The sequence below is a fragment of the Streptomyces sp. NBC_01450 genome, from assembly GCF_036227505.1.
GTDB lineage: Bacteria > Actinomycetota > Actinomycetes > Streptomycetales > Streptomycetaceae > Streptomyces.
Genome location: NZ_CP109480.1, coordinates 2,469,421 through 2,495,996 on the forward strand (window position 1 = coordinate 2,469,421; position 26,576 = coordinate 2,495,996).

General features: G+C 71.3%; 22 protein-coding genes. 5 read left to right on the plus strand and 17 right to left on the minus strand.

The window, feature by feature from the left end; translation table 11 throughout:
- From OG568_RS11350 to OG568_RS11430, 17 genes are all read right to left on the minus strand, one after another.
- Positions 1-849 (minus strand): TatD family hydrolase, encoded by an 849-nt coding sequence (locus tag OG568_RS11350; protein WP_329531382.1) that lies wholly within the window; start codon positions 847-849, stop codon positions 1-3.
- Complete coding sequence (locus OG568_RS11355; protein ID WP_329531383.1) at positions 849-1,553, minus strand: EboA domain-containing protein; 705 nt, start codon at positions 1,551-1,553, stop codon at positions 849-851. Before OG568_RS11355 ends, OG568_RS11350 begins: the two co-directional genes overlap by 1 nt.
- Complete coding sequence (locus OG568_RS11360) at positions 1,550-2,521, minus strand: sugar phosphate isomerase/epimerase family protein (protein ID WP_329531384.1); 972 nt, start codon at positions 2,519-2,521, stop codon at positions 1,550-1,552. The genes OG568_RS11355 and OG568_RS11360 overlap by 4 nt, the downstream gene beginning before the upstream one ends.
- Entirely contained in the window at positions 2,518-3,477 is a 960-nt protein-coding gene (locus OG568_RS11365) for an SCO3242 family prenyltransferase (RefSeq protein ID WP_329531385.1), read from the minus strand. Before OG568_RS11365 ends, OG568_RS11360 begins: the two co-directional genes overlap by 4 nt.
- The gene (locus tag OG568_RS11370; RefSeq protein ID WP_329536327.1) at positions 3,474-4,607 is read right to left on the minus strand and encodes an inositol-3-phosphate synthase; all 1,134 of its coding nucleotides are present in this window, start codon (positions 4,605-4,607) and stop codon (positions 3,474-3,476) included. Before OG568_RS11370 ends, OG568_RS11365 begins: the two co-directional genes overlap by 4 nt.
- Before the next feature lie 110 nt (positions 4,608-4,717).
- Positions 4,718-6,061, minus strand: a complete 1,344-nt coding sequence (locus OG568_RS11375) for a ThuA domain-containing protein (RefSeq protein WP_329531386.1) — start codon at positions 6,059-6,061, stop codon at positions 4,718-4,720.
- 16 nt (positions 6,062-6,077) lie between these two features.
- Positions 6,078-8,579, minus strand: a complete 2,502-nt coding sequence (locus OG568_RS11380; protein ID WP_329531387.1) for a PQQ-dependent sugar dehydrogenase — start codon at positions 8,577-8,579, stop codon at positions 6,078-6,080.
- An 80-nt stretch (positions 8,580-8,659) separates the two neighbouring features.
- Positions 8,660-9,664 (minus strand): sugar phosphate isomerase/epimerase family protein, encoded by a 1,005-nt coding sequence (locus tag OG568_RS11385; protein ID WP_329531388.1) that lies wholly within the window; start codon positions 9,662-9,664, stop codon positions 8,660-8,662.
- A gap of 13 nt (positions 9,665-9,677) precedes the next feature.
- Positions 9,678-10,946 (minus strand): Gfo/Idh/MocA family protein, encoded by a 1,269-nt coding sequence (locus OG568_RS11390; RefSeq protein ID WP_329531389.1) that lies wholly within the window; start codon positions 10,944-10,946, stop codon positions 9,678-9,680.
- 52 nt (positions 10,947-10,998) lie between these two features.
- Positions 10,999-12,057 carry a substrate-binding domain-containing protein gene (locus OG568_RS11395; protein WP_329531390.1) on the minus strand — a complete coding sequence of 353 codons (1,059 nt, stop codon included), beginning with the start codon at positions 12,055-12,057 and terminating at the stop codon, positions 10,999-11,001.
- Between the two features lie 64 nt (positions 12,058-12,121).
- Entirely contained in the window at positions 12,122-13,144 is a 1,023-nt protein-coding gene (locus OG568_RS11400) for an ABC transporter permease (protein ID WP_329531391.1), read from the minus strand.
- Positions 13,141-14,658, minus strand: a complete 1,518-nt coding sequence (locus tag OG568_RS11405; protein ID WP_329531392.1) for a sugar ABC transporter ATP-binding protein — start codon at positions 14,656-14,658, stop codon at positions 13,141-13,143. Before OG568_RS11405 ends, OG568_RS11400 begins: the two co-directional genes overlap by 4 nt.
- Positions 14,659-14,826: 168 nt before the next feature.
- Positions 14,827-16,008 (minus strand): ROK family transcriptional regulator, encoded by a 1,182-nt coding sequence (locus OG568_RS11410; RefSeq protein WP_329531393.1) that lies wholly within the window; start codon positions 16,006-16,008, stop codon positions 14,827-14,829.
- 259 nt (positions 16,009-16,267) lie between these two features.
- Positions 16,268-16,942, minus strand: coding sequence for a GntR family transcriptional regulator (locus OG568_RS11415; protein ID WP_329536328.1), 675 nt, complete (start codon positions 16,940-16,942; stop codon positions 16,268-16,270).
- A 186-nt stretch (positions 16,943-17,128) separates the two neighbouring features.
- The gene (locus tag OG568_RS11420; protein ID WP_329531394.1) at positions 17,129-18,076 is read right to left on the minus strand and encodes a beta-ketoacyl-ACP synthase III; all 948 of its coding nucleotides are present in this window, start codon (positions 18,074-18,076) and stop codon (positions 17,129-17,131) included.
- A gap of 158 nt (positions 18,077-18,234) precedes the next feature.
- Entirely contained in the window at positions 18,235-18,372 is a 138-nt protein-coding gene (locus tag OG568_RS11425; protein ID WP_165853968.1) for an MFS transporter small subunit, read from the minus strand.
- Complete coding sequence (locus OG568_RS11430; RefSeq protein WP_329531395.1) at positions 18,338-19,675, minus strand: OFA family MFS transporter; 1,338 nt, start codon at positions 19,673-19,675, stop codon at positions 18,338-18,340. Before OG568_RS11430 ends, OG568_RS11425 begins: the two co-directional genes overlap by 35 nt.
- Before the next feature lie 239 nt (positions 19,676-19,914).
- Here OG568_RS11430 and OG568_RS11435 point away from each other — a divergent pair, with 239 nt between their 5' ends.
- Genes OG568_RS11435 through fdhD form a run of 5 tightly spaced genes read left to right on the plus strand, consistent with a single transcriptional unit; the run spans position 19,915 to position 26,361 of the window.
- Positions 19,915-20,886: a 2-dehydropantoate 2-reductase gene (locus OG568_RS11435; protein ID WP_266587961.1), complete on the plus strand. Its 972-nt coding sequence runs from the start codon at positions 19,915-19,917 to the stop codon at positions 20,884-20,886.
- The gene (locus tag OG568_RS11440) at positions 20,883-22,802 is read left to right on the plus strand and encodes a molybdopterin oxidoreductase family protein (RefSeq protein WP_329531396.1); all 1,920 of its coding nucleotides are present in this window, start codon (positions 20,883-20,885) and stop codon (positions 22,800-22,802) included. Before OG568_RS11435 ends, OG568_RS11440 begins: the two co-directional genes overlap by 4 nt.
- 4 nt (positions 22,803-22,806) lie before the next feature.
- Positions 22,807-24,639, plus strand: coding sequence for an NADH-ubiquinone oxidoreductase-F iron-sulfur binding region domain-containing protein (locus OG568_RS11445; protein ID WP_329531397.1), 1,833 nt, complete (start codon positions 22,807-22,809; stop codon positions 24,637-24,639).
- Positions 24,636-25,496 (plus strand): 2Fe-2S iron-sulfur cluster-binding protein, encoded by an 861-nt coding sequence (locus tag OG568_RS11450; protein ID WP_329531398.1) that lies wholly within the window; start codon positions 24,636-24,638, stop codon positions 25,494-25,496. Before OG568_RS11445 ends, OG568_RS11450 begins: the two co-directional genes overlap by 4 nt.
- A 7-nt stretch (positions 25,497-25,503) precedes the next feature.
- Entirely contained in the window at positions 25,504-26,361 is an 858-nt protein-coding gene (fdhD, locus tag OG568_RS11455; protein ID WP_329531399.1) for a formate dehydrogenase accessory sulfurtransferase FdhD, read from the plus strand.
- Positions 26,362-26,576 lie beyond the last annotated feature (215 nt).

A 26,576-nucleotide genomic window follows, 5' to 3' on the forward strand; every position in this document is an offset into this window, starting at 1 on the left:
TCACTCCCCGCCGCGGAGGAGGGAGTTGCCTTCGTGGGTGAGGTCGGGGGTGGTGACGTCGAGGTTCAGCCGTCCGCTGAGGCCGTAGAAGGCGACGGGGTTGCGCCACAGCACCTGGTCGACGTCGTCGTCGGTGAACCCGGCGGCCAGCAGGGCGTCGGCGACGCGGCGGGTCTTGAGGGGGTCGCTTCTGCCCCAGTCCGCGGCCGAGTTGACGAGTACCTGCTCCGGCCCGTACTCCCTCAGGACGGCGACCATGCGTTCCTCGTCCATCTTGGTGTCGGGATAGACGGAGAAGCCCAGCCAGCAGCCGCTGTCCTTGGCTTCCTTGACGGTGTTCTCGTTGAGGTGGTCGACCAGGACGCGGTCCGGGGAGAGGGCGGACTCCCGGACGACGTCGAGGGTGCGGCGCAGGCCGGCCTGCTTGTCGCGGTGCGGGGTGTGGACGAGCGCGGGGAGTTCGTGGTCGGCGGCGAGTTGCAGCTGGGCGGCGAGGGCGGTGTCCTCGGCGGGGGTCATCGAGTCGTAGCCGATCTCGCCCACGGCCACGACCTGGTCCTTGACGAGATAGCGGGGCAGCTCGTCGAGGACGGGGACGCAGCGGGGGTCGTTCGCCTCCTTGGGATTGAGGGCGAGCGCGCAGTGGTGGGCGATGCCGTACTGGGCGGCGCGGAAGGGTTCCCAGCCCAGAAGGGAGTCGAAGTAGTCGAGGAAGGAGGCGACCGAGGTGCGGGGCTGGCCGAGCCAGAAGGAGGGCTCGACGAGGGCGCGGACACCCGCGGTGTGCATGGCCTCGTAGTCGTCGGTGGTCCGTGACGTCATGTGGATGTGGGGGTCGAAGATGCGCATCAGGACTCCTTGCCGGATGTGCGGGAGGTACCGCACGGGCCTGCGGGGGCGGCGGTGGGCTCGGTCAGGGCCAGGACGCGGTGCAGGTCCTCGGGGACGGGACGGTCCGCGGCGGTGCGTTCCCGCGCGTAGTCGCCGAGCATCCGGGCGAGTTCGGCGTCCGCGTGGGCGCGCGGCGCCAGGTCGGCCACGACGTCCACGGGTACGCCGGTGAACAGGCATTTGAGGACGGCGTGCCGCCAGGTGTGGGCGTCCAGGTGGCGTGCGGCGTAGGGGCCGAGGGCGGCGGCGACGAGCCGGGTGTCGTTGGTGCGCAGGGCGTCCTCGACGAGGGGCAGTGCGTCGGGGCCGGGCACGAGGTGGGGCAGGGCGCGCAGGACGGCCCGGCGTTCGGCGGCCGTGCCCTGCCGGTAGACGCGGGCGAGTGCGTCCGGGTCGGCGCGGGCGGCGTGCAGGAGGAGCACGCGGACGGCGTCGGCGTGCTCGGGGCCGCAGCGGCGGCCCGCCTCGGCGATCCGCAGTTCCCAGACGGAGATGGGTCCGTGGGTGCCGGGGTGGTCGGCGGCCTCGTCGAGGGCCTGGTCCAGCCAGGCGCGGGCGGGCGGAGCGAGGGAGGTGTTCAGGCGGGCGTGCAGGGCGGCGAGGGCGGGTTCGGCCGGGTGGTTCGCCGTGCTGCCGTGGGGTGCGTGCGGGTGGTGGTTCACGGGGTGCTCCCTTCGGCGCCTGCGGGGATCGCCCGGGCCGCGCGGTGGAGGAACGGGAGGGACTGTGCGGCGAAGTGGGGGCCCGCGTGGGAGTGGCGGGGCAGTTCGACGACGGTCAGCGCCTGGTAGCCGGTGGCGGCCAGGGCTTCGAGTACGGGTGGGAAGTCGATCTCCCCGTCCCCGAACGGGAGGTGTTCGTGGTAGCCGCGGCGCATGTCCTCGATCTGGACGTGCCGCAGCCAGGGCGCGGCGGCGCGGACGCAGTCGGCGGGCGGCAGGGGCTCCAGGCACTGGCAGTGGCCGATGTCGAGGGTGAGGCCGAGGGCGGGCGGGTCGCCGAGGACGCGGCGCAGGTGGTGGAAGTCGGCGAGGGTGGCGAGGAGATGACCGGGTTCGGGTTCGACGGCGAGCGGGATGCCGGCGTGGGTGGCCGCGTCCAGCACGGGGGTGAGTGCCTCGGCGAGGTGCTTCCAGGCGATGTCCTCGGCCGGGTTGGCCGTGGCGGCCGGGTTGGCTGCTTCGGCCGTGTTGGGTGGGTTGGCCGTCGCGGCCCTGTCGGCCGGGAGTACGCCGCTGAAGCAGTGGACGGCGTGGGCGCCGAGGTCGGCGGCGATCCGGACGGCGCGGATGAGGAGGTCGACGCGGCGGGCCCGGTCGGCCGGGTCCGGGTCGAGGAGCGAGGGGCCGTGCTTGCGGCGCGGATCGAGGACATAGCGGGCGCCGGTCTCCACGGTGACGCCGAGGCCGAGGGTGTCCAGCCTCCGGGCCACCTTCCGGGTGCGGGCGGCGACGCCCGGGGCGAGGGGGTCCAGGTGCATGTGGTCGAGGGTCAGGCCGACGCCGTCGTAGCCGAGGTCCGCGAGGAGTGCGAGGGCGTCGTCGAGGCGGAGGTCGGCGAGGCCGTTGGTGCCGTAGCCGAAGCGGAGGGGGTGGAGGCCGGGGTTCGTGGGCCGGGGTGCTGTGGTCATGTGACGCTCACCCTTCTCGCGAAGTGGCGGGCCGCCGGGGCGAGGGCGGCCGTGAGAAGGGCGGAGGTCAGGGCACCGGAGCGGGCCGCGAGGGCGGCCTGGAGGGGGATCATGGCGCGGATTCCGCCGCCGACGGCTCGCTGGGTGAGCGGGGGTGAGGGGTTGAGGGCGGCGTGGAGGAGGGGGCGGCCCGAGGTGGTGACGAAGGCGGCGGTGAAGGCGGTGTGCAGGGCGTCCGCGGCGGGGTGCCGGGAGGGGGCCTCGCCCGAGGCTCCCGGGGTCCTCGTCAACCGCCAGGCGAGCGTGCCCGTCGTGGCGAGCGCGGCGAGCGGTGCGAGCGGCGAACCGCCGCGGGTCTCGCCGCGGGACACCGTGGTCACCGCAAGGGTGTGGGTGGCCAGGGTCAGCGCCGCGGGCAGGGCGGGGCGGGCGCTGCCGCCGGTGGCCGTCGCGCCGAGGAGCAGATCGAGGCCCCGGGCGGTGGCCATCGCCGCCGGCCCGGCGGGCGTCCGTTTGAGCGCCAGGTCGTACGCCCAGACGGTGGCCGCGAGGGGGGCCGCGACCGTGAGGGCCGGGCGTCCGGCGCGTGCAGCCAGGGCCAGGCCCGCCGCCGTGAGGGCGCCCGCGGCGGTCAGGGCCGCGGACGGTCGGATGCGTCCGGACGGCAGCGGGCGGTGCGGGCGTTCGAGGGCGTCCTCGGTCCGGTCGGCCCAGTCGTTGAGGGCCATGCCCGCCTCGTACAGGCAGAGGGAGGAGGCGATGGCGAGCAGGGTGCGGGAGTCGGGGCGGGCGCCGGTGGTCGCGGCTCCGGCGAGGGCGTCGCCCAGGACGGTGAACAGGGCGGGCAGGCGCAGGAGTTCGGCCCAGGCCCTGGCGGGTGTACTCGCTCGCGGGCTCCGGTTCGGCGTCGGGCTCGTCGTGGACGGTCGGTCCGGTCCGCGGGAGTGCGGCGTCATCGGGTCTCCCCGGGGACTGCGCGGAGCCGCCCCGCGAGACCCGCGAGGGCCGCGTACTGCTCACCCAGCGCCGCGGGCCCGTCTCCCATCGGGTCCTTGAAGTAGAAGCCGAGTTCGCTCAGGGGGCCGGAGAGACCGGCCTCGTGCGCGCGGGACACCAGGCGGGCGAGGTCGAGGACCAGGGGCGCCGCCAGTGCGGAGTCGCAGCCCTGCCAGGTGGTCTGGAGGATCATCCGGGTGCCGAGGAAGCCGTCGAAGGCGATGTGGTCCCAGGCGGTCTTCCAGTCGCCGAGGGCCGGTACGTCGTCGATGTGGACCTCGCCCTGCGGGGCACCGCCCAGGGTGTCCGCGAGGACGCGTTCCTTGCCGGCGTTCTTGGCCGCGGCGGCGGCCGGGTCGGCGAGGGAGGCGCCGTCACCGCCGCCGAGCAGGTTGGTGCCGGACCAGGCACGGACCGCCAGCGCGCGCTGCGCGAACATCGGGCCGAGCACCGACCGCAGCAGGGTCTGGCCCGTCTTGCCGTCGCGGCCGGCGTACGGGAGGCGGCCGGCGCGTGCCGACGAGGCCAGCGCCGGGTGGTGCAGGCCGGTGGACGGGGTGAAGTTCACGTAGGGGCAGCCGGCCGCCAGCGCCGCCGCCGCGTAGAGCGAGCTCGGGGGCAGGGCGGGGCCCACCGGTACCGGTTCGGTGGAGGCCACGTTCACCACGACCGCCCGGGTCAGGCCCCGTCGTCGTACGAAATCGCGCAGGTCGGCCGCGAAGGCGTCCACCAGTTCGGACTCGTCCCGTGTGTCGTCGGGGACGGGGCCGCCGGGGCGGATCTCCGCGTCGGCGGCCTCCAGTTCGGCCACGATCGCCGCGGGGAGGCCGTGCGGGAGGACACCGCCGGCTGCCAGTGCCTCGGCCCGTTTCGGCAGGGGGCAGTCGATGGTGTCGTGGCCGCCGAAGACGAGGGAGGACAGGCTGGGCAGGCCGCACTCGGCGAAGAGGGATGTCTCGGTGACCATGCCCGTCGGGGGGTGCAGGCCGGCGGTGAGAGCCGCGCAGCCCGCGATGACGGTGGTGGCGACGGAGCCGCGGGCTCCGATCAGCCACACCCCCACCCGAGGTTCGGAAAGGGACGCGGGCATGGGTGACATGGGCAGCCTCCTTGTCGTACGTCAGCCACACAGGGGAGGAGAGAGAAGCGCGGTGGAGCGAGACGGCGGGCGAGGGTCCGGCGTCCCCCGCCCGCCGCCGGTCAGTCGCCCTTCGCGGGCAGTTCCTTGATCCGGACGTCGCGGAAGGACACCTGGTCGTCGGCTCCGTGGTTCTGGAGGCCGATGTGTCCGTCGCGAAGGCTTCGTACCGGATCGGTGTTGGTGAAATCGTTGATCTTCACGCCGTTGAGCCAGACGCGGAGGCGCTCGCCCTCCACACGGATCTCGTACGTGTTCCACTCCCCCGGCGGGTTCAGCGCGCGGTCGCGCTTCTTGAGGTCGGCGGACTGGAAGCTGTACACGGCCCCGGTGGTGCGGTCGGGGGCGTCGGTCGCGTCGATCTGGATCTCGTAGCCGTTGTCGACGGCCGACCAGGGGTCGTCGGACTCCGGGAACCCGACGAACACTCCGGAGTTGTCGTCCCCGGCCACCCGCCAGTCCAGCTTCAGCGAGTACGAGCCGAACCCGGAACCGGCGTACCAGAGCATCCCCAGGCCGTCGTGCGACGTCAGCGTGCCGTCGTCGCTCAGCGAGAACGAACCCGGGCCCGCCTGTCTCCACGCCGCCAGCGACCCGGCCGTGCCGTCGAAGAGCGGCCGGTAGCCGTTCTCCGGGCGGCAGTCGGCCTGGGCGGCGCCGATGGCGTACCGGATGCCGCCCAGCAGGTGCTGCCGGAAAGCGGGTTCGGCGTAGGACTCCTTGGTGTGGCCGCCCCCGGTGTAGAAGGCGCGGCCGCCCCGGTACTCCTGGCACCAGGCGATCGGATGGTCGCCGCTCATCGTGCCGCCGGTGTACGAGGACTCGTCGAGCGAGGCGAGGACATGGGCCCGCTCGCGCGGATTCGAGCGGTAGTTGTACCACTCGTCCGTGCGCTCCCAGGATCTCGGGAGCTGCGAGGCCGCCGGGTGGGACCGGTCCTCGACGGTGACCGTCGCGGGCTGGATCGCGGGGTGCGACTGGAAGTACGCGCCCGCGAGGCCGCCGTAGAAGGCCCAGTCGTACTCGGTGTCGGCGGCCGCATGGATGCCCACATAGCCGCCGCCCCGCTTGATGTACCGCTCGAAGGCGGCCTGTTGGGTGGTGTCGAGGACGTCACCGGTCGTCGAGAGGAAGACGACGGCTTCGTACCGCGCCAGGTTGCGTGCGGTGAAGGCGCCCGCGTCCTCCGTGGCGTCGACCGTGAAGCCGCCCGTCGCCCCGAGCTCCCGTACGGCCGCGATCCCCTCGGGGATCGAGTCGTGCCGGAAGCCCGCGGTCTTCGAGAAGACCAGCACCCGGCTTCTGTCGGGGCCGTCCGCGCCCTTCGACGCCGCCGGTCCCGACACACAGCCGAGGAGCAGGGCGGCAGCGGCACCCACGGTCAGCATGCGTAGCGATGTGCGCATGACCGTCACCCCCCCGTCAGCTCGTCGTGAAGGTGAAGTCGTCCACGTCGTAGAGCGCTCCGGTGGCGCTCCCCTTGAAGACGAGGTAGAGCGTGGTGGTGCCGCGCGGGGCGTGTGCGAGATCGGCGCTCACGTCCTGGAAGGTGTCCCAGCCACCCGTCACCGGTACGGTCGCCCGGCCCAGCACCCGGCCGGTCGGGGAGCCCGCGCGGATCTCGAGGGTGCCGCCCGCGCCGGCGGAGGAGACGCGTGCCGTGATCTTCTGGGCGTCGCTCAGGGAGTAGGGCGTGAAGGAGATCCAGTCGCCGTTGTCGATGTCGCCGACGGTCTTGCCGCCGTGCGCGGTGGCCTTGGACTGGACGGTGATGCCGGAGGCCTTGCCGTAGTGCTCGGCCTGGCGGTGCTTGGGCTGGAGCACGTTCTGGTCGTGGGTGGTCAGCGGGGCCTGGCCGCCGCCCCCGCCGTCGGTGTATTCGGCGTCGAGGACTCCGAAGATGTTGGCGTCCTCGTCGTGGCCGCCGTCGGCGCTGGTCTGGAGGGTGCCGGAGCAGCCGTTCGCCGAGGTGAGCGGGTGGCCGTGGCTGTCGTGTCCGAGGATGAAGGTGACCTTCACCTTGGCGCAGTCGATCGCGCGGCCGTCCTCGGGGTCGGTGACCTTCACCTTGAACGGCACCGGGTCACCGAAGCTGAACAGCTGGCCGTCACGCGGTTGTTCGATCACGACCTTGGGTGCGGTGTTGCCGACCACGATCTGCACACTCGCGCTGCCGGTGCGGCCGGTCGCGTCCTTGGCGGTCACCGTCGCCGTGTAGGTGCCGTTCGTCCTGTACTTGTGGGACGGGTTCGCCGCCGTCGACGTGCCGCCGTCGCCGAAGTCCCAGCTGTAGGTGAGGGCGTCGCCGTCCGCGTCGGACGAACCGGCCGAGGAGAAGCCGACCTTGAGAGCGGCCTGCCCCGAGGTGCGGTCGGCCGCGGCCTGTGCGACGGGCGAGTGGCCGTCGGTGGCGTTCTCGATGCGGTAGAGGCCCGAGTTCTCGTCGCCGCCGAACCAGGCGGTGCCGTAGTCGAGGACGTACAGGGCGCCGTCCGGTCCGAACGTCATGTCCATCACCTGCGTGCCGGTCCACGGTACGGAGTTGATGGACTGCACCGTGCCGGTGGAATCGCTCGCGATGCGCTTGATCCAGCGGCGGCCGAACTCTCCGGCGAAGAAGTTCCCGTCGTACGCCTGCGGGAACTTCACGGGCGAGTCGAGCGTGGCGTCGTAGTGGTAGACCGGGCCGCCCATCGGGGACTCCGAGCCACTGCCGAACTCCGGGACGGAGGCGCCGTCGTAGGGGATCCAGGCGGACTGGGCCGGGGGCAGGTCCGTCAGCCCCGTGTTGTGCGGGGAGGTGTTCTTCGGGGCGTCGCAGTCGAAGGCGGCGCCGGAGGTCTTCGTCGCGAAGTCGTAGTCCACGTAGGCGTCGTTCTTGCCCGTGCAGTACGGCCAGCCGAAGTTGCCGGGGCCGGTGACACGCGCGAACTCGACCTGGCCGCCGGGGCCGCGCGCCGGGTCGGCCGCGCCCGCGTCGGGGCCGTAGTCACCGACGTAGACGATGCCCGTCGCCTTGTCGACGCTGAAGCGGAACGGGTTGCGGAAACCCATCGCGTAGATCTCGGGCCGTGTCTTGTCCGTGCCGGGCGGGAACAGGTTGCCGTCGGGGATGGCGTACGAGCCGTCGGCATTGACCTTGATGCGCAGGATCTTGCCGCGCAGGTCGTTGGTGTTGCCGGCCGAGCGCTGGGCGTCGAAGACCGGGTTGCGGTCGGGGCGCTCGTCGATGGGCGTGAAGCCGTCGGACTGGAAGGGGTTGGAGTCGTCCCCGGTCGACAGGTACAGGTTCCCCGCCGCGTCGAAGTCGATGTCGCCGCCGACGTGACAGCAGATGCCGCGGGTGGCCTGGACGTCGAGGATCTTCTTCTCACTGGCGGTGTCGAGGGTGCCGTCCGTCTTGAGGACGAAGCGGGAGAGACGGTTGACGCCGTCGAAGGGTGCGAAGTCGGCCGCCGTGCCCGTCTCGGGGGCGTCACCCGCCGGGGTGTTCAGGGGCGGCGCGTAGTAGAGGTAGATGAAGCGGTTGTCGGCGAAGCCCGGGTCTATGCCGACGCCCTGCAGGCCTTCCTCGTCGTGCGTGTAGACGTCGAGTTTGCCGGCGAGCCTGGTGTTTCCGGCCGCGTCGGTGAGGCGGAGTTCGCCGTCGCGCGAGGTGTGCAGGACCGAGCGGTCGGGAAGCACGGCGAGCGACATGGGCTCGCCGACCTCGGGCTCGCCCTTGGCGAGCGTGACCTGCTGGAAGTCCTCCGCCGCCGCGTTCCCCGGGTCGGCGACGGCTGCGCCGGCCGGGGGTGCGGTGAGGGTGAGCGAGGCGGCCGCGAGCAGCGCGCCGCTCAGCAGGGCGAGCGCCCGGCGGGATACGGAGCGTCGTCTGTGGGTCTCGGTTCTGTCGGTGCGGGTGGCGCGGTCTTTCCCGTGCACGAATGCCTCCAGAAAGGGGCTGGTTGTACGAGCGGGTGCTTGCGCCGGGGTGCGCCGTCACCCCGGAGACACAGGAGAAGTCAGTCGTTGCCGCCGAACGCCGCGTCGAAGGATGCCGACGGCGGCTCGAAGTCGTACGCCTTGAGACGGGTCAGGGCCTCGGGTGCGCCCTGGAGCCGGTCCATGCCGGCGTCCTCCCACTCGACCGAGATGGGGCCCGTGTAGTCGATGGAGCGGAGCATGCGGAAGACGTCCTCCCAGGGGACGTCGCCGTGTCCCGCCGACACGAAGTCCCAGCCGCGCCGGGGGTCGCCCCAGGGCAGGTGCGAGCCGAGGCGCCCGTTGCGGCCGTCGAGCCGCTTGCGGGCTTCCTTGCAGTCGACGTGGTAGATCCGGTCGCGGAAGTCGTAGAGGAAGCCGACCGGGTCCAGGTCCTGCCACACGAAGTGCGAGGGGTCGAAGTTCAGACCGAACGCCGGACGGTGGTCGACTGCCTTGAGCGCCAGCTGTGTTGTCCAGTAGTCGTAGGCGATCTCGCTCGGGTGGACCTCGTGTGCGAACCGGACGCCCTGCGCGTCGAAGACGTCCAGGATGGGGTTCCAGCGCGTCGCGAAGTCCTCGTAGCCGCGCGCGATCATCGACTCGGGGGCGGGCGGGAACATCGCGACCAGGTGCCAGATCGCCGAGCCGGTGAAGCCGACGACGGTGTCGACGCCGAAGGCCGCCGCGGCGCGCGCGGTGTCGGCGATCTCGGCGGCGGCCCGCTGCCGTACGCCCTCGGGTTCGCCGTCGCCCCAGATCCGGGCGGGCAGGATCGCCTGGTGCCGCTCGTCGATGATGGCGTCGCAGACGGCCTGGCCGACCAGATGGTTGGAGATCGCCCAGCACTTGAGGCCGTACTTGTCGAGAAGCGCGTGCCGGGAGTCGATGTACGAGGGGTCCGCGAGCGCCTTGTCGACCTCGAAGTGGTCGCCCCAGCAGGCGAGTTCGAGTCCGTCGTAGCCGAAGTCACGGGCGAGGCGGCAGACGTCCTCGAGGGGCAGGTCGGCCCACTGGCCGGTGAAGAGTGTGAAGGTGCGCGGCATGTCCGGGGCCTCCTCAGACCGCGATGGGTGTGTAGACGGAGTTCTTCTCGGCGCTCTCCTCCACCGCCGCGAGGACGCGCTGCACCCGCAGCCCGTCGGCGAAGGACGGTTCGGGTCGCCGGCCCGCGCCGATGGCCCGCACCAGGTCGCGGGCCTGGTGGGTGAAGGTGTGCTCGTAGCCGAGGCCGTGGCCCGGCGGCCACCAGGCGTCCAGGTAGGGGTGGTCGGGCTCGGTGACGAGGATCCGGCGGAAGCCCGCGTGCGTGCCGGCTTCGGTGTGGTCGTGGTACGAGAGCTCGTTGAGCCGTTCCAGGTCGAAGGCGAGCGAGCCGCGCTCGCCGTTGAGTTCGATGCGCAGGGAGTTCTTGCGCCCGGTCGCGAAGCGGGACGCCTCGAAGGAGGCGAGGGCGCCGGAGGCGAAGCGGCCGGTGAACAGGGCGGCGTCGTCGACGGTGACCGTGCCGACTCCCCCCGCCCGCGGGCTCGTCTCCGACACCGCGGACAGACCGCTCGACGCTCCGGCGGGCAGCGGGCGCTCCCGTACGAACGTCTCGGTGAGCGCCGAGACCCCGACGACCGGCTCGCCCGCCAGGTACTGGGCGAGGTCGACGATGTGGGCTCCGAGGTCGCCGAGCGCACCCGATCCCGCGAGCTCCTTGCGCAGCCGCCAGGTGAGCGGGAACTCCCGATCCACCAGCCAGTCCTGAAGGTACGTCACCCGCACGTGTCGCAGGGCTCCGAGCCGCCCTTCGGCGACCATCTTCCGGGCGAGTGAAGTCGCGGGCAGTCGGCGGTAGTTGAAGCCGACCATGGACATCTGGCCGCGGGCGAAGGCCGCCTCGGCGGCCTCCGTCATCGCCTGCGCCTCCTCGACCGTGTTCGCGAGGGGCTTCTCGCACAGTACGTGTTTGCCGGCGGCCAGGGCGGCGAGGGCGATCTCGGCATGGCTGTCGCCGGGGGTGCAGATGTCGACGAGGTCGACGTCGTCCCGGGCGATCAGGGCCCGCCAGTCGGTCTCGGCCGCCGCCCAGCCCTGCCGGTCGGCCATGGCCCGCACCGCGCTCGCGTCCCGGCCGCAGACGGCGGCGAGGACCGGGCGGCGCGGCAGGTCGAAGACGCGGCCCACGGTGCGCCAGCCCTGGGAGTGGGCGGCGCCCATGAAGGCGTATCCGACCATGCCCACGCCGAGCGTCGGCTTGCCCGCGTTCGTCCCGGCCGCCTCGGCCCCGGGCACGAGCCCCGCCTCCACCCCGGCTGCCTCGCCCTGGTGCGGCTGTCCCATACGGATGTCCTCCTCGTCGTCGTGACGCTGTGGGGGGTGTGAGCGGGACGGATCACCTGAAGCCGGTGGACATGTACTGGCCGACGTTGTCCTTGTCGACGACTGCCGAGTAGAGCGTGAGCGAGGCCGGGATCTCGAACTCGGCGAGACCGCCGATCCCCTTGCCCTGGCCGAGCGCGCGAGCGAGGTCGATCGCGGAGGCGGCCATCGTCGGCGGGTAGAGGACGGTGGCCTTCAGGACGCTGTTGTCGGCGTCGATGGCCTGGAAGGCGGAGAGCGCGCCCGCCCCGCCGACCATCAGGAAGTCGTCGCGCCCGGCCTGCTTGATGGCACGCAGCGCGCCCACGCCCTGGTCGTCGTCGTGGTTCCACAGGGCATCGAACTTCGACTGCGCCTGAAGGAGTTGGGCCATCTTGGCCTGTCCGGACTCGACGGTGAAGTCGGCGGCCTGACGGGCGACCTTCTTGATGTTGGGGTAGTTCTTCAGGGCCGCGTCGAAGCCCTGGGTGCGCTGCTTGGTGAGTTCCAGGTTGTCGAGCCCGGCGAGTTCGATGACCTTGGCGTCCTGCTTGTCCTTCAGCTTCTCGCCGATGTAGTGGCCGGCGCTGAGGCCCATGCCGTAGTTGTCGCCGCCGATCCAACAACGGTACGCCTGTGGGGTGTTGAAGATGCGGTCGAGGTTGACGACCGGGATGCCCGCGCGCATCGCCTTCAGACCGACCTGGGTGAGGGCCTTGCCGTCGGCGGGCAGCACCACCAGCACGTCGACCTTCTTGTTGATCAGTGTCTCGATCTGGCCGATCTGCGCGGCCGTGTCGTTGGAACCCTCGGTGATCTCCAGCGTCACGTCCGAGTATTTCTTGGCGCGGCTCTTGGCGTTGTCGTTGATCGCGTTGAGCCAGCCGTGGTCGGCCTGCGGGCCCGCGAAGCCGATGGTGACGTGATTGCCCGGCTTGTCGTCGGCGGCCGGCCGGCTGTCCGCGGCCGTCTTCTCGTCCTTGGTGTCGTTGCTGGTACAGCCGACCAGGAGGGCGCCGGCCGAGGCGGCGGCGGTCCCGAAGAGGAGGCCTCTGCGGCTCGTGAAGCTGGTGGAGCTCGTGGATTCTGGCATGGCGGTGGGCCCTTCCCGTGTCAGGTGCTGCTTGCTCCCGTGTCAGGTGCTGCTTGCTGCCGTGTCAGGTGCTGCTTGCTGCCGTACGCCGCTGGACCAGGACCGCGGCGACGATGATCGCGCCCTTGGCGATCTGCTGGACGTCGCTCTGCAGGTTGTTCAGCGCGAAGATGTTGGTGATCGTGGTGAAGATCAGGACACCGAGCACCGAGCCGGTGATGGTGCCGCGGCCCCCACTGAGCAGGGTCCCGCCGATGATCGCGGCGGCGATGGCGTCGAGTTCGTACAGGTTGCCGTTGGTGTTCTGGCCGGAGCCGGACAGGATGATCAGCAGGAAGGCGGCGACGCCGCAGCACAGTCCGGAGAGCAGGTAGAGATACAGCCGCTGGCGTCGTACGTCGATGCCGGCGAGCCGGGCCGCCTCCGCGTTGCCGCCGACCGCGACCGTGCGGCGGCCGAAGGTGGTGCGGTTGAGAATCAGCCAGCCGATGATCGTGACGACGGCGAAGACCAGTACCAGCGGTGGGATGCCGAGAATGTACGAGTCACGTTCGCCGAGCTTCAGGATCCCGTCGATGGTGACGATCTGGGTCTTGCCGTCGGTGATCTGCAGGGCGAGGCCGCGGGCGGAGGCGAGCATGGCGAGCGTCGCGATGAACGGGACCATCCCGCCGTACGCGATGAGCAGGCCGTTGACCAGGCCGCATCCCACACCGACGAGTACCGCGGTGAAGAGGACGCCCGCGAAACCGTACTCCTGGGTGGCGACCGTCGTGGCCCACACCGAGGACAGCGCGACGATCGCGCCGACCGACAGGTCGATGCCTCCGGAGGTGATGACGAAGGTCATGCCCACGGTGACCACGCCGATCACCGAGGCCTGGGTGAGGACGAGTTGGAGGTTGCGAGTGTCGAGGAACTCGTCGGGCTTGGTGATGCCGCCGATGACGATCAGGGCGACGAGCACTCCGAGAAGCGAGAGGGTGCGGACGTCGGCGCGGGCCACGAGGGTGCGCCACGCGGGGAGTTCGCCCATCGGCGACATCTTGTCGGTGCCGCCCCGGGGCGGGGACACGGGCTGCGTCATGACGCCGGGCTTCCTTCCATGACAAGGTCGAGTACGCGGTGTTCGTCGAGCTCCTGGGCGGGCGCCGTGTGCACGACACGGCCCTCCCTGAGCACCAGCACGCGGTCGGCGAGCCCCAGCACCTCGGGCACCTCGCTCGACACGAGCAGCACGGCGAGGCCTTCGTCGGCGAGGCGGCGGATGACCGCGTACAGCTCGGCGCGGGCGCCGACGTCGACACCGCGGGTCGGCTCGTCGAGCAGCAGGACACGGCAGCCGCGCAGCAGCCAGCGGGCCAGGACGGCCTTCTGCTGGTTGCCGCCGGACAGCGTCCGGATCGGGACGGACGGGTTGTCGGGGCGCAGCGACAGCTCGCGTGTCGCGGCACGGGCGGCGCCTCGCTCGGCGCTCCGGTCGATCCAACCCCCGTGCGAGTAGCGCGACATGGAGGACACGGACACATTGCGGGTGACGGACTCCAGCATCAGCAGGCCCTGTGCCTTGCGCTCCTCGGGGGCGAGTCCGAGTCCGGCGCGCACGGCGGCGCGTACGCTGCCCGGTCGCAACTGTCGTCCGTCGACGCTGACTCGACCCGCTGTCGGCTTGCGGGCCCCGTAGATCGTCTCCAGGATCTCGGAGCGCCCGGAGCCGACGAGCCCGGCCAGGCCGACGATCTCACCGGGCCGCAGTTCGAGGTCGAGGGGCTCGAACTCGCCTGCCCGTGCGAGTCCTTGGACTTTGAGCACCGGCTCGGACGTAGCCGGTCGCGTGGGCCGTTGTGGGAAGACGTACTCGACGTTGCGGCCCGTCATCAGCGCCACCACCTCGCGGGTCGGGGTGGACTTCGCGGGCAGCCCGCCCGCCACCGCGCGGCCGTCCTTCAGTACGGTCACCCGGTCGCCGATGCGGCGGATCTCCTCCAGCCTGTGCGAGATGTAGACGACGGCGACGCCGTCCGCGGTGAGGTCGCCGACGATACGGAAGAGGTTGTCGACCTCGTCGGGGTCGAGGGCCGCGGACGGCTCGTCCATGACGATGAGGCGTACGTCGTGGGAGAGCGCCCGTGCCATGGAGACGATCTGCTGCTGGGCGGCCGACAGCTCACCGACGAGGCGCGCCGGGTCGATCTCCGGGTGGCCGAGTCGGTGGAGCAGCCGCGCCGTTGACGCCTTGGCCGCCTTTCCCCGTACGACGAAGCCGGCGGCGGTGGGTTCATGGCCGAGGTGGACGTTCTCGGCCACCGACAGGCCCTCCACCAGGTCCAGTTCCTGGTAGATGGTGGCGATGCCGAGGCGCATGGCGGCGATCGGGGAGCGGAGCGTGACGGGTTCGCCGCGCCAGCCGATGGTGCCGCCGTCGGGCTGGTGGGCGCCGGCCAGGACCTTGATGAGGGTGGACTTCCCGGCCCCGTTCTGGCCGAGCAGACAGTGGACCTCGCCGGCCTGGACGTCGAGGTCGACGCCGTCGAGGGCCCGGACTCCGGGGAACGACTTGGTGATGCCGGACATGGTGAGCAGCGGTGGTTCTGGTGCCATGACGGTTCCCCTTGGCGGGCGTGCGGGCCGGTTTCAGGGTGATGCGCCCGCGGAGCGGGCGTTTTCGGGCAGGGCAGAGCAGGGCGCTGTACAGGTGGGGTGGCTTTAGTGGGACGGCTTTGGTGGGGCGGCTTTGGTGAGATGGCTTTTGGTGCGGCTCTGGCAGGGTTACGCGGGCGAGAACAAGTGGTCGCTGATGAGCCGGGCCGCGCCGATGACCCCGGCGGCCGGCCCCAACTCCCCCAGCACGATGGGAAGGTTGCCGGTCGCCAGTGGCAGCGACTGGCGGTACACCTGGGTGCGGATCGCGGCGAGCAGCGTATGGCCGAGACCGGTGACGCCTCCGCCGATCACCACCAGACCCGGGTTGAAGAACGAGACGAGGCCGGCGATGACCTGCCCCGTGCGGTTGCCGCCCTCGCGGATCAGCCCGAGGGCGGTGGCGTCGCCCGCGGCGGCCGCGGCGGCGACGTCGACGGCGCTCAGTGTGCCCGCCGCCTCCAGCCGTGCGGCGAGCTCCGCCGAAAGCCCCTGCTGGGCGGCCTCCGTGGCGTCCCGGGCGAGCGCGGCCCCGCTGAAGTGGGCCTCCAGGCAGCCCCGGTTGCCGCAGGCGCACAGACGCCCGTCGGGCACGGCCTGGATGTGGCCGATGTCGCCGGCGCTGCCCGTCGTGCCGCGGTAGACCTCACCGCCGACGACGATGCCGCAGCCGATGCCGGTGCCGATCTTGACGCAGAGGAAGTCGCCCACGGAACGGGCGACGCCCGCGTGCTGCTCCCCCATCGCCATGAGGTTCACGTCGTTGTCGACCATGACGGGGCAGCCCAGGTCCTGGCTGAGCGCCTCGCGGACCGGGAAGCCGTCCCAGCCGGGCATGATCGGCGGTGCGACCGGAACGCCCTCGGGGAAGCGGACCGGGCCCGGGACGCCGATCCCGGCGCCGTCGAATCCCTCCGCGAGTCCCGATGACCTCAACTTGGCTGCCATGGCCAGGACTTGCTCGAAGACGGCGACCGGGCCCTCGCGTACGTCCATGGGCTGATTGATGTGCCCCAGGACCTCCAGCTCCGCGTTGGTGACGGCCACGTCGATCGAGGTCGCCCCGATGTCGACGCCGAGGAAGCGCAGCGCCGGGGCGAGCCGGATGTTGTGGGAGCGGCGGCCGCCGCGGGATGCGGCGAGGCCATCGGCGACCACGAGCCCGGTCTCCAGGAGCCGTTCCACCTCGACGGCCAGCTTCGACCGGGAGAGGTCGACCTGATCGCCGAGCTGGGCACGGGAGTTGGGTCCGCCGTCCCGGAGCAGGCGCAGCAGTCGCGCCTGGTGCGCGTTCGCGGGTCGTGCCGTCATGCGTCTCACGAGCCCCTCCCCGCCTCAATCGGCCAGCGTCCAACGGATTTTGGCCACATCACTGTGGCTTGCTTTCGATGGGAACGTAGCAGCGGCTGCCGGGACTGGGAAGAAGTCGCGCAGAGATTGCCCTCAACTTTCTCCACTGAGTGGACAAAGCCAGGTCCGGGACACGACGAGGCCGACTCACAGGGCGGGCACCCGAATGAGGTGGGTTACTTCTTGGGGGTTACTTCTTGGGAGCTACTTCTCGGGTGGGTTACTTCTCGCGCTCGTGGTACGTCTTGCGCGTGTGCTCCGTGTGGGCGCGCATCACCTGGGTGGCGCGGGGTTCGTCACGGGCGGCGATGGCCGCGATGAGGTCGCGGTGCTCGATCCAGGACTGGTGGCCGCGCTGCCGGGCGACCGGGGTGTAGTACCAGCGGACCCGGCGGTCGACCTGGGCGGCCAGCTCGGCGAGGACGGTGTTGCCGGCGAGCTCCATGACCTTCGCGTGGAAGCGGGCGTTCAACGCGACCGCGCCGTCCACGTCGTCGGCGGCGACCGCGCGCTCGCCCTCGGCGCAGAGCTCCTCGAGGGCGGTGATGCCGGCGGTGCCCGCGTTGGCGGCGGCGAGCCGGGCGGCCTCGGCCTCGAGCAGCGTACGGACCGTGAGGAGCTGGTCGGCCTCCTCCTCGGTCGGCTCGTGCACGAAGGCGCCCTGGGCGGGCCGAAGATCGACCCACCCCTCCGTGTTCAGCCGCTGCAGCGCCTCGCGGACCGGCTGCCGGGAGACCCCGAGGTGCCCGGCGAGCTCGCTCTCGACCAGGTGCTGGCCCGGCTGGAGGGCGCGGGTCGTGATGAGTTCGAGCAACGCCTCGTAGACGCGGTCGCGCAGCGGGCCGGGCCGTTCGAGCTTGGGCACCGCCCCCGGCGGCAGTCCTGTCGACAACATCATGGTCCCCTCCTGCCGAGCCATCCCGCCACCGCCACTGCCACCGTCGCCGTAGCCGTAGCCGTCACCGTCACCGGAAAGCACGTGTCAAAAGACAGTATCGATTGTCTTTCGTCTACAGTCTACGGCGCACCGTGGCCAGGCCCGGGGAGAGTCGGACTCGTCACACCGGGTTGTCGGTGCACGTCAGGGGCAGCGGACGACCTGTCCCGCGTACGAGAGGTTCCCGCCGAAGCCGAAGAGGAGCACCGGGTCTCCGGTGCTGATCTCGCCGCGTTCGACAAGCTTGGAGAAGGCGAGCGGGATGCTGGCGGCGGAGGTGTTGCCGGAGTCGACGACATCGCGCGCGACGACGGCGTTCACGGCGCCGATCTTCGCGGCGAGGGGTTCGATGATGCGCAGGTTCGCCTGGTGCAGCACGACCGCGGCGAGGTCCTCGGGCGCGAGCCCGCCCCGCTCGCACGCCTGCCGGGCGATCACCGGGAGCCGTGTCGTCGCCCAGCGGTAGACGCTCTGCCCCTCCTGCGCGAACCGCGGGGGCGTGCCCTCGATGCGCACGGCGCGCCCCATCTCGGGCACCGATCCCCACAGGACCGGCCCGATCCCGGGCTCGGTGCCCGGGGCGGCGGCCTCGACCACCGCGGCTCCCGCCCCGTCCCCGACCAGGACACAGGTCGTACGGTCGCTCCAGTCCGTGACCTCGGACATCTTGTCCGCGCCGATGACGAGGGCACGGGTCGCCGCCCCCGCGCGCACGGCGTGGTCGGCGGTGGCGAGCGCGTGCGTGAAGCCCGCGCAGACCACGTTGACGTCCATGGCGGCCGGGGAGGGCACGCCGAGGCGGGCGGCGACCCGGGCGGCCATGTTCGGGGAACGGTCGATCGCCGTGGACGTGGCGACCAGCACCAGGTCGATGTCGCCCGCGGTCAGACCCGCCGCCGCGAGCGCCTTGGCCGCGGCGTGCGCGCCCAGCTCGTCGACGGGCTCGTCGGGACCGGCGATGTGGCGCGTGCGGATGCCCACCCGGCTGGTGATCCACTCGTCACTGGTGTCGACCAGGCCCGCCAGGTCCTCATTGGTGAGTACCTTGGCGGGCTGGTAGTGGCCGACGGCCGCGATGCGTGAGCCGTTCATTGGGGGGTCTCCCTCGATGCCTTGGGTAGGGGGATCCTCCAGTCTGATCAGTGACTCACGGGTACGACGGCAGGTGTTGGCACAGGAAAGCGGCGTCAGGCTTGTCGGCTTCTGTCAGACCCTCGGACACCCGAACACCGTCCGCACGCGTACGCCCCTCACCCCGTGAACAGCTGCTTCGCCTTGAGTACGAGCTCATACAGGCCGTAGCACAGGGGCGCCCCCACCCACAGCCAGGCGAAGGCGATCAACGGACGGCGGTCAGGCGGACTGCTGGGGCTGGACGGAGTCGTCATCGGCGGCCTCCCTCGGGGCGGGGATGTGGTGGCGGGCATCGACGGGTCGCACCAGCTCGTTGGCGACGAACCCGACGACCAGCAGCCCGATCATGATCAGGAACGAGGTGTCGTAGAGCTGGGCACCATGCTTGCCCGCCTCCTTCTGCCGGTCCGCGATCCAGTTGACGATCAGCGGACCGAGGACGCCGGCCGTGGACCAGGCGGTGAGCAGTCGGCCGTGGATGGCGCCGACCTGGTAGGTGCCGAAGAGGTCCTTCAGGTAGGCGGGAATCGTCGCGAAGCCGCCGCCGTAGAAGGAGAGGATCACCAGGGCGCAGATGATGAACAGGGGCTTGGAGGAGTCCCCGAACTGCGAGATCAGCAGATACATGACCGCGCCCACGCCGAGGTAGACGCGGTAGATGTTCTTGCGGCCGATCAGGTCGGAGGTGGAGGACCACCCGATCCGGCCCGCCATGTTCGCGGCCGAGAGCAGCGCCACGAAGCCCGCGGCGGCGGAGACCGACACCGGGGTGGAGGTGTCCGCGAAGAAGTCCGTGATCATCGGGGCGGCCTTCTCCAGGATGCCGATGCCCGCGGTCACGTTCATGCAGAGCACGACCCACAGGCACCAGAACTGCGGGGTCCGCACGGCGCTGTTGGCGGACACCTGCACCCCGTCCAGGGGCCCGGGCGCGGCCTTCACCGGCGCCTTGTCGCCGCGCGGTACCCGTACCAGCAGGACGCCGAGCGTCATGAAGACGGCGTACGACAGCCCGTGCACGAGGAAGGCGAGCGCGATGCCGGAGGAGTCGGAACCGAAGGACTTCAGCATCTGCGCGGACCACGGCGAGGCGATGAGCGCGCCGCCGCCGAAGCCCATGATCGCGATGCCGGTGGCCATGCCGGGCCGGTCCGGGAACCACTTGATCAGGGTCGACACGGGCGAGATGTAGCCGATGCCGAGGCCGATGCCGCCGACGAAGCCGTAGCCGAAGACGATCAGCCAGTACTGCTCGGTGGCGGCGCCGAGCGAGGCGATCAGGAAGCCGGTGGAGAAGCAGACCAGGGCGACGGTCATCGCCCAGCGCGGTCCGTTGCGCTCGACGAGGGTGCCGCCGAACGCGGCGGACAGTCCGAGCATGACGATGCCGAGCTGGAAGGGCAGCGCGCTCTGGGTCCCGCTGAGGCCGAGCGCGGATTCGAGCGGCGGCTTGAAGACGCTCCAGGCGTAGGCCTGGCCGATGGAGAGGTGGACGGACAGCGCGGCGGGCGGGACGAGCCAGCGGCTCCAGCCGGGTGGCGCGACAGGGGGACTCATGATCCCGGACGATAGGAAGCGGTTGCCCGGTTGTGAAGCCGTTCGACACCAACTCGTCGACGGTATGCGGTGAGCGGTATCCATCGCGCGACGAACGGTCGGTCGGTCCTTGGCCCTGCCGATGGTCTGTCCAGGTGCTGCGCGAAGTCTTGCTGCCCCAAGTCCCATACTGTAGACAATATTTCGTCGACAGAGTTCGGCAGTTCCTCGGTACCCTCGACCGAACGGAGCGAGCCACAGTGAAAGTCGCCGTTCTCGGCGCCGGTGCGATCGGCGCCTACGTCGGCGCCGCGCTGCACCGCGCCGGCGCCGATGTGCACCTCATCGCCCGTGGACCGCATCTTGCGGCCATGAGGCAGCACGGAGTCCAAGTCCTCAGCCCGCGCGGCGACTTCACCGCGCGCGCCCATGCCACCGACGACCCGGCCGAGGTCGGCCCGGTCGACTACGTCCTGCTCGGCCTCAAGGCCAACTCGTACGCGGCGTGCGGGCCGCTGATCGAGCCTCTGCTGCACGACACCACGGCGGTGATCGCCGCCCAGAACGGCATCCCCTGGTGGTACTTCCACCGGCACGGCGGCCCGCACGACGGCCACCGTGTGGAGAGCGTGGACCCGGACGGCGCGGTCAGTGCGGTGCTCGCGCCCGAACGGGCCATCGGGTGCGTCGTGTACGCCGCGACCGAGCTGGAAGGACCGGGCGTCGTACGGCACTTGGAGGGCACCAGGTTCTCCGTCGGTGAGCCCGACCGTTCCCTGTCCGAGCGGTGCACGGCGTTCAGCGAGGCCATGACGGCCGGCGGCCTCAAGTGCCCGGTCGAACGGGACCTGCGCAACGACATCTGGCTCAAGCTGCTCGGCAACATCTCCTTCAACCCGATCAGCGCGCTGGCCCGCGCGACGATGCGGCAGATGTGTCTGCACGGCGGCACCCGCAAGGTCATCGAGATCATGATGACCGAGACGCTCGCCGTCGCCGAGGCGCTCGGCTGTGAGGTGGGCGTCTCCATCGAACGGCGGCTGGCCGGCGCCGAGCGCGTCGGCGACCACCGCACCTCCACGCTCCAGGACCTGGAGCGCGGCAAGCCGCTCGAACTGGACGTACTGCTGGCGGCGGTCGTCGAGCTGGCGGACATCACCGGCGTCGAGGTGCCCACCCTGCGCACCGTCCACGCCATCTCGGACCTGCTCGCGCTGAGGAGCGCCGCATGAGGAAACGCGAATCGAAGATCTACGCCCGGCTCACGCACCCCCTGGTCCGTGACACGCGCGACGAGCCCTTCCGGCGGGCCGGCTGGGACGAGGCCCTGACCCGCGCGGCTGCGGGACTGAATGCCGCCCGGGGCGCCTTCGGCCTCTTCTCCTGCGCCCGCGCGACCAACGAGATGAACTACGTGGCCCAGAAGTTCGCCCGGGTCGTGATGGGCACGAACAACGTCGACTCCTGCAACCGCACCTGCCACGCCCCGAGCGTCGCGGGTCTCTCCGCCGCCTTCGGCTCCGGCGGCGGCACCTCCTCGTACGCGGAGGCGGAGGAGACCGACCTCATCGTGATGTGGGGCTCCAACGCCCGCTTCGCGCACCCGATCTTCTTCCAGCACGTGCTGAAAGGGATCAGGAACGGCGCCCGGATGTACGCGGTCGACCCGCGCCGTACGTCCACGGCCGAGTGGGCGGAGAGCTGGCTCGGTCTGAACGTCGGCACCGACATCCCGATGGCGCACGCGATCGGCCGCGAGATCATCCACGCGGGCCTCGCCAACCACGCCTTCATCGAGCGGGCCACCAGCGGCTTCGAGGAGTACAAGGCGCTCGTCGAGCCCTGGACGCTGTCGCTGGCCGAGAAGGTGACGGGCGTACCGGCGGCGGCGATACGGCAGTTGGCGCACGCCTACGCACGGGCCGAGCGCGCCCAGCTGTGCTGGACCCTCGGCATCACCGAGCACCACAACGGCACCGACAACGTCCGCGCGCTGATCAACCTGTCCCTGCTGACGGGGCATGTCGGCCGCCACGGCTCCGGACTCCAGCCCCTGCGTGGGCAGAACAACGTGCAGGGCGGCGGCGACATGGGCGCCATCCCCAACCGCCTCCCCGGCTTCCAGGACATCCTCGACCCCGGGGCACGGCTGAAGTTCGAGTCCGCCTGGGACACCGTCATCCAGCCGCACTACGGGCTGAACCTGACGGAGATGTTCGAGGCCATGGAGGAGGGCACGCTCAAGGCTGTCTACTGCATCGGTGAGAACCCGGCGCAGTCGGAGGCGGACAGCGAGCAGGCGGTACGGCGGCTCGGTGCCCTCGACTTCCTCATCGTGCAGGACATATTCCTGACAAAGACAGCCCAGTTGGCGGACGTCGTGCTGCCCGCGACCGCCGGATGGGCGGAGACGGAGGGTACGACCACCAACAGCGAACGGCGCGTGCAGCGTGTACGCGCCGCGGTGACTCCGCCCGGTGAGGCCCGTGAGGACATCGACATCCTCTGTGACCTCGCCGCGCGCCTCGGGCACGAATGGAAGTACGAGGACGCCGAGGCCGTCTGGAACGAGCTGCGGTCGGTGTCGCCGGACCACTACGGGATGACGTACGAACGCCTGGCAAAGCACCAGGGCATCCAGTGGCCCTGCCCCGACATCGCGCGCCTCGAACCCACCTACCTGCACGGCCGGTTGTGGTCGTCCGACCCCGCCGAGCGCGGGCGGCCCGCACCCTTCGGGCTGGTCCAGCACGACCCGCCCGTCGACCTGACGGACGAGCGGTACCCGATCCGGCTCACCACCGGGCGGCGGCTCGACTCGTACAACACCGGGGTGCAGAGCGGCGGTTTCGCCTCGCCGCTGCGGCGCGGCGAGTACGTCGAGCTCTGCCCGGAGGACGCGGAGCGCTACGGGGTCGTGGTGGGCGAGAAGGTCCAGGTCTCCTCGCGCCGGGGATCGGTCGTGGCACCCGTGTGGATCGACACGGCGCTGCGGCCCGGACTCGCGTTCATGACCATGCACTTTCCCGACGAGGTGGACACCAACCAGCTGACGATCGAGGCGAACTGCCCGATCGCGGGGACGGCGGAGTTCAAGGCGTCGGCCATCCGGATCGAGAAGCTGCCGGTCGCGACTCAAGTGAGGTGATGTGGTGGATCTGCACTTCGGTGACAGCAAGCCGACGGACGAGGAGCGGGCGGCTGTCGACGCTCTGCTCGGTCCTCCGCAGTCCTCGTGGGAGGGCGCCGCGCGCGACGAGATGAGGGCCGCCGACCTCAGGTGGGCGCGCGGCGGCCGGGAGGCACGCGAACGCCGCGACCTGCTGTTGCCGGGGCTGCACGCCGTCAACGACCGGATCGGCTGGATCAGCGAGGGTGCGCTCGACTATCTGTGCCGCCGGCTGACCGTGCCGCCGGCGGAGGCGTACGGGGTCGCGACCTTCTACGCGATGTTCTCGGTGAAACCGCGCCCCGCGACCGTGCTCCACGTGTGCACGGACCTCGCGTGCGCGGCGGCGGGAGCGGCGGAGCTGTGCGCCGGGGTCGAGGCCCGCCTCGGGCCCGGCAGCGGCGTCGGTGTCGAGCGCAGCCCCTGCCTGGGTCTGTGCGAGCGCGCTCCAGCGGCCCTCGCGGTCAGAGCGGGCGATCCGGTGCGTACGGCCGTCTCGGCGCCCACCACCGTCGCGCGGGCGGCGGAGGCGGCGAACGCCCCCGACTCGGCGCCCGAGGAGCCGCCCGCGGCCTTCGCGGTGCCCCAGGCGGGCGATCCCTCCCTCGTGCTGCTGAGCCGTGTCGGCGTGGTCGATCCCGCCTCGCTCGACGACTACCGGGCGCACGGCGGGTACGCGGCGCTGCGGCGGGCCTTCGCGCTCGGGCCCGCCGGGGTCATCCGTGAGGTCACCGACGCGGGCCTGGTCGGGCGTGGCGGCGCCGCCTTCCCCACCGGCCGCAAATGGCAGGCCACGGCGTCCCAGCCCGACCGTCCGCACTACCTGGTGTGCAATGCCGACGAGTCCGAGCCGGGGACCTTCAAGGACCGGGTCGTCATGGAGGGCGACCCGTACGCGCTCGTCGAGGCGATGACGGTCGCGGCGTACGCCGTCGGCGCGCACAAGGGTTACCTCTATCTGCGCGGCGAGTACCCGCGCGCCCTGCACCGCATGGAGCACGCCATCGGGCAGGCACGCGCGCGTGGTCTGCTCGGCGACGACATCCTCGGCCACGGGTACGCCTTCGACATCCAGATCCGGCGGGGCGCGGGCGCGTACATCTGCGGCGAGGAGACCGCCCTGTTCAACTCGATCGAGGGGTACAGAGGAGAGCCGCGTTCCAAACCGCCCTTCCCTGTGGAGAAGGGTTTGTTCGGCAGACCCACCGCCGAGAACAACGTCGAGACCCTGGTGAACGTCCTGCCGATCCTGACGAGGGGGGCCGAGGCGTACGCGGCGATCGGCACCCCGGGCTCCACCGGTCCGAAGCTGTACTGCGTGTCGGGCAGCGTGGACCGGCCCGGAATCTACGAACTGCCGTTCGGATCGACCCTGGGCGAGCTGCTGGCACTGGCGGGCGTACGGGAGCGGCTGCGCGCGGTGCTGCTCGGCGGCGCGGCGGGCGGCTTCGTACGCCCCGACGAGCTGGACATCCCGCTCACCTTCGAGGGGACCCGGGCGGCGGGCACGACTCTCGGCTCGGGCGTGGTCATGGCCTTCGACGACACGGTCCCGCTCCCCCGCCTCCTGCTGCGCATCGCCGAGTTCTTCCGCGACGAGTCGTGCGGGCAGTGCGTGCCGTGCCGGGTCGGGACCGTACGGCAGGAGGAGGCGCTGCACCGGATCGCCGAGCGGACCGGCGCGGCTGCCGCCGACGACATCGCCCTGCTCAGAGAGGTCGGCCGCGCGATGCGGGACGCCTCGATCTGCGGTCTCGGGCAGACCGCGTGGAATGCCGTGGAGTCCGCGATCGACCGCTTGGGGGCCTACGAATGACCGCGATACCGCTGGGAGTGCCGCGTCGGCTCGTCGAGTTCACCCTCGACGGGCAGGAGACCAGGGTTCCCGAGGGCTCGACGATCCTCGACGCCTGCCGGGCGGCGGGCAAGGACGTCCCCACCCTCTGCCAGGGCGACACGCTCACCCCCAAGAACGCCTGCCGGGTCTGTGTCGTCGAGCTCGAGGGCGCCCGGACCCTCGTCCCGGCCTGCTCCCGCAAGGCGGAGCCGGGCATGGAGGTGCGGACGGACACCGAACGCGCCCGCCACAGCCGCAAGGTCGTCATCGAGCTCCTCGCCTCCTCGGTCGACCTGTCGACCACCCCGGAGGTGGCCGGGTGGATCAAGGAGTACGAGGCGAAACCGGACCGTTTCGGCCCCGACGCGGCGCGCCTCGACGAGGAACCGAAGATCGACAACGACCTCTATGTCCGCGACTACGACAAGTGCATCCTCTGCTACAAGTGCGTCGACGCGTGTGGCGACCAGTGGCAGAACACCTTCGCGATCTCGGTCGCGGGGCGCGGTTTCGACGCCCGGATCGCCGTCGAGCACGACGCCCCGCTGACCGACTCGGCGTGCGTGTACTGCGGCAACTGCATCGAGGTGTGCCCGACGGGGGCGCTGTCGTTCAAGTCGGAGTTCGACATGCGGGCCGCGGGTACATGGGACGAGTCGGCGCAGACCGAGACGACGACGGTGTGCGCGTACTGCGGTGTGGGCTGCAACCTCACCCTGCACGTGCAGGACAATGAGATCGTCAAGGTCACCTCCCCGCACGACAACCCGGTGACCCACGGCAATCTCTGCATCAAGGGCCGCTTCGGCTACCAGCACGTACAGAACCGGGACTGATCAGGACATGGGACGAGTCACGGAACGACGCAAGGTGATCCGCATCCGGGACGGGGCTGTCTCCACCCGCCCGGACACGCTCGTCGCCGAGGAGCCACTGGAGATCCGCCTCAACGGGAAACCGCTCGCGATCACCATGCGCACCCCGGGCGACGACTTCGCGCTCGCCGCGGGCTTCCTCGTCAGCGAGGGGGTGTTCGGCGAGGCCGACGAGCTGCAGAACATCGTCTACTGTGCGGGCGCCACGGTGGACGGGTCGAACACGTACAACATCGTGGACGTCCGGACAGCGCCGGGCGTCGTGATGCCCGACATCACCCTGGAGCGCAACGTCTACACGACCTCGTCCTGCGGTCTGTGCGGCAAGGCGAGCCTGGACGCGGTCCGCACGACGGCCCGCTGGGCCATCGACGACGGCGCCGAGGCTCCCCCGGTCCGGCTGGAGCCCGCTCTCCTCGCCGGCCTCCCCGACCGGCTGCGCGCGGCCCAGCGGGTCTTCGACCGGACCGGGGGTCTGCACGCGGCGGCCCTGTTCACCGAGGACGGGGAACTGCTCGACGTGCGGGAGGACGTGGGCCGGCACAACGCGGTCGACAAGTTGGTGGGGCGTGCCCTGCAACGCGGCGACCTCCCGCTCTCCCGCACGATCCTGCTGGTGTCGGGCCGGGCCTCCTTCGAGCTGGCGCAGAAGGCGGTCATGGCGGGCATCCCCGTACTGGCGGCCGTCTCGGCACCGTCCTCGCTGGCGGTGGACCTGGCCGCCGAGACCGGGCTGACCCTGGTGGGCTTCCTGCGCGGCCCCTCCATGAACGTGTACGCGGGCGAGCACCGCATCGCCCTGCGGGCCGCGGCCGCCCAGGGCTGACCTGCTCCCCGCGACACGGCGGCGGGGCCCCGACCGGCGGGGAGCGCCCCCTGCGCCGTAGGGGCCCCGACCCCCCCTTTTTTTTAGGGCTCGGTTCGCCTCCGGGGCGGCAAAGCCTTTGTCGAGAGCGCGACCGTGCTCGGCCCCTCCTTCGTCGGGGCCTCCGCGCTCCCCCACTCTCGGCTTCGCTCGAGCGGGGGCCCCATTCGCTCTCG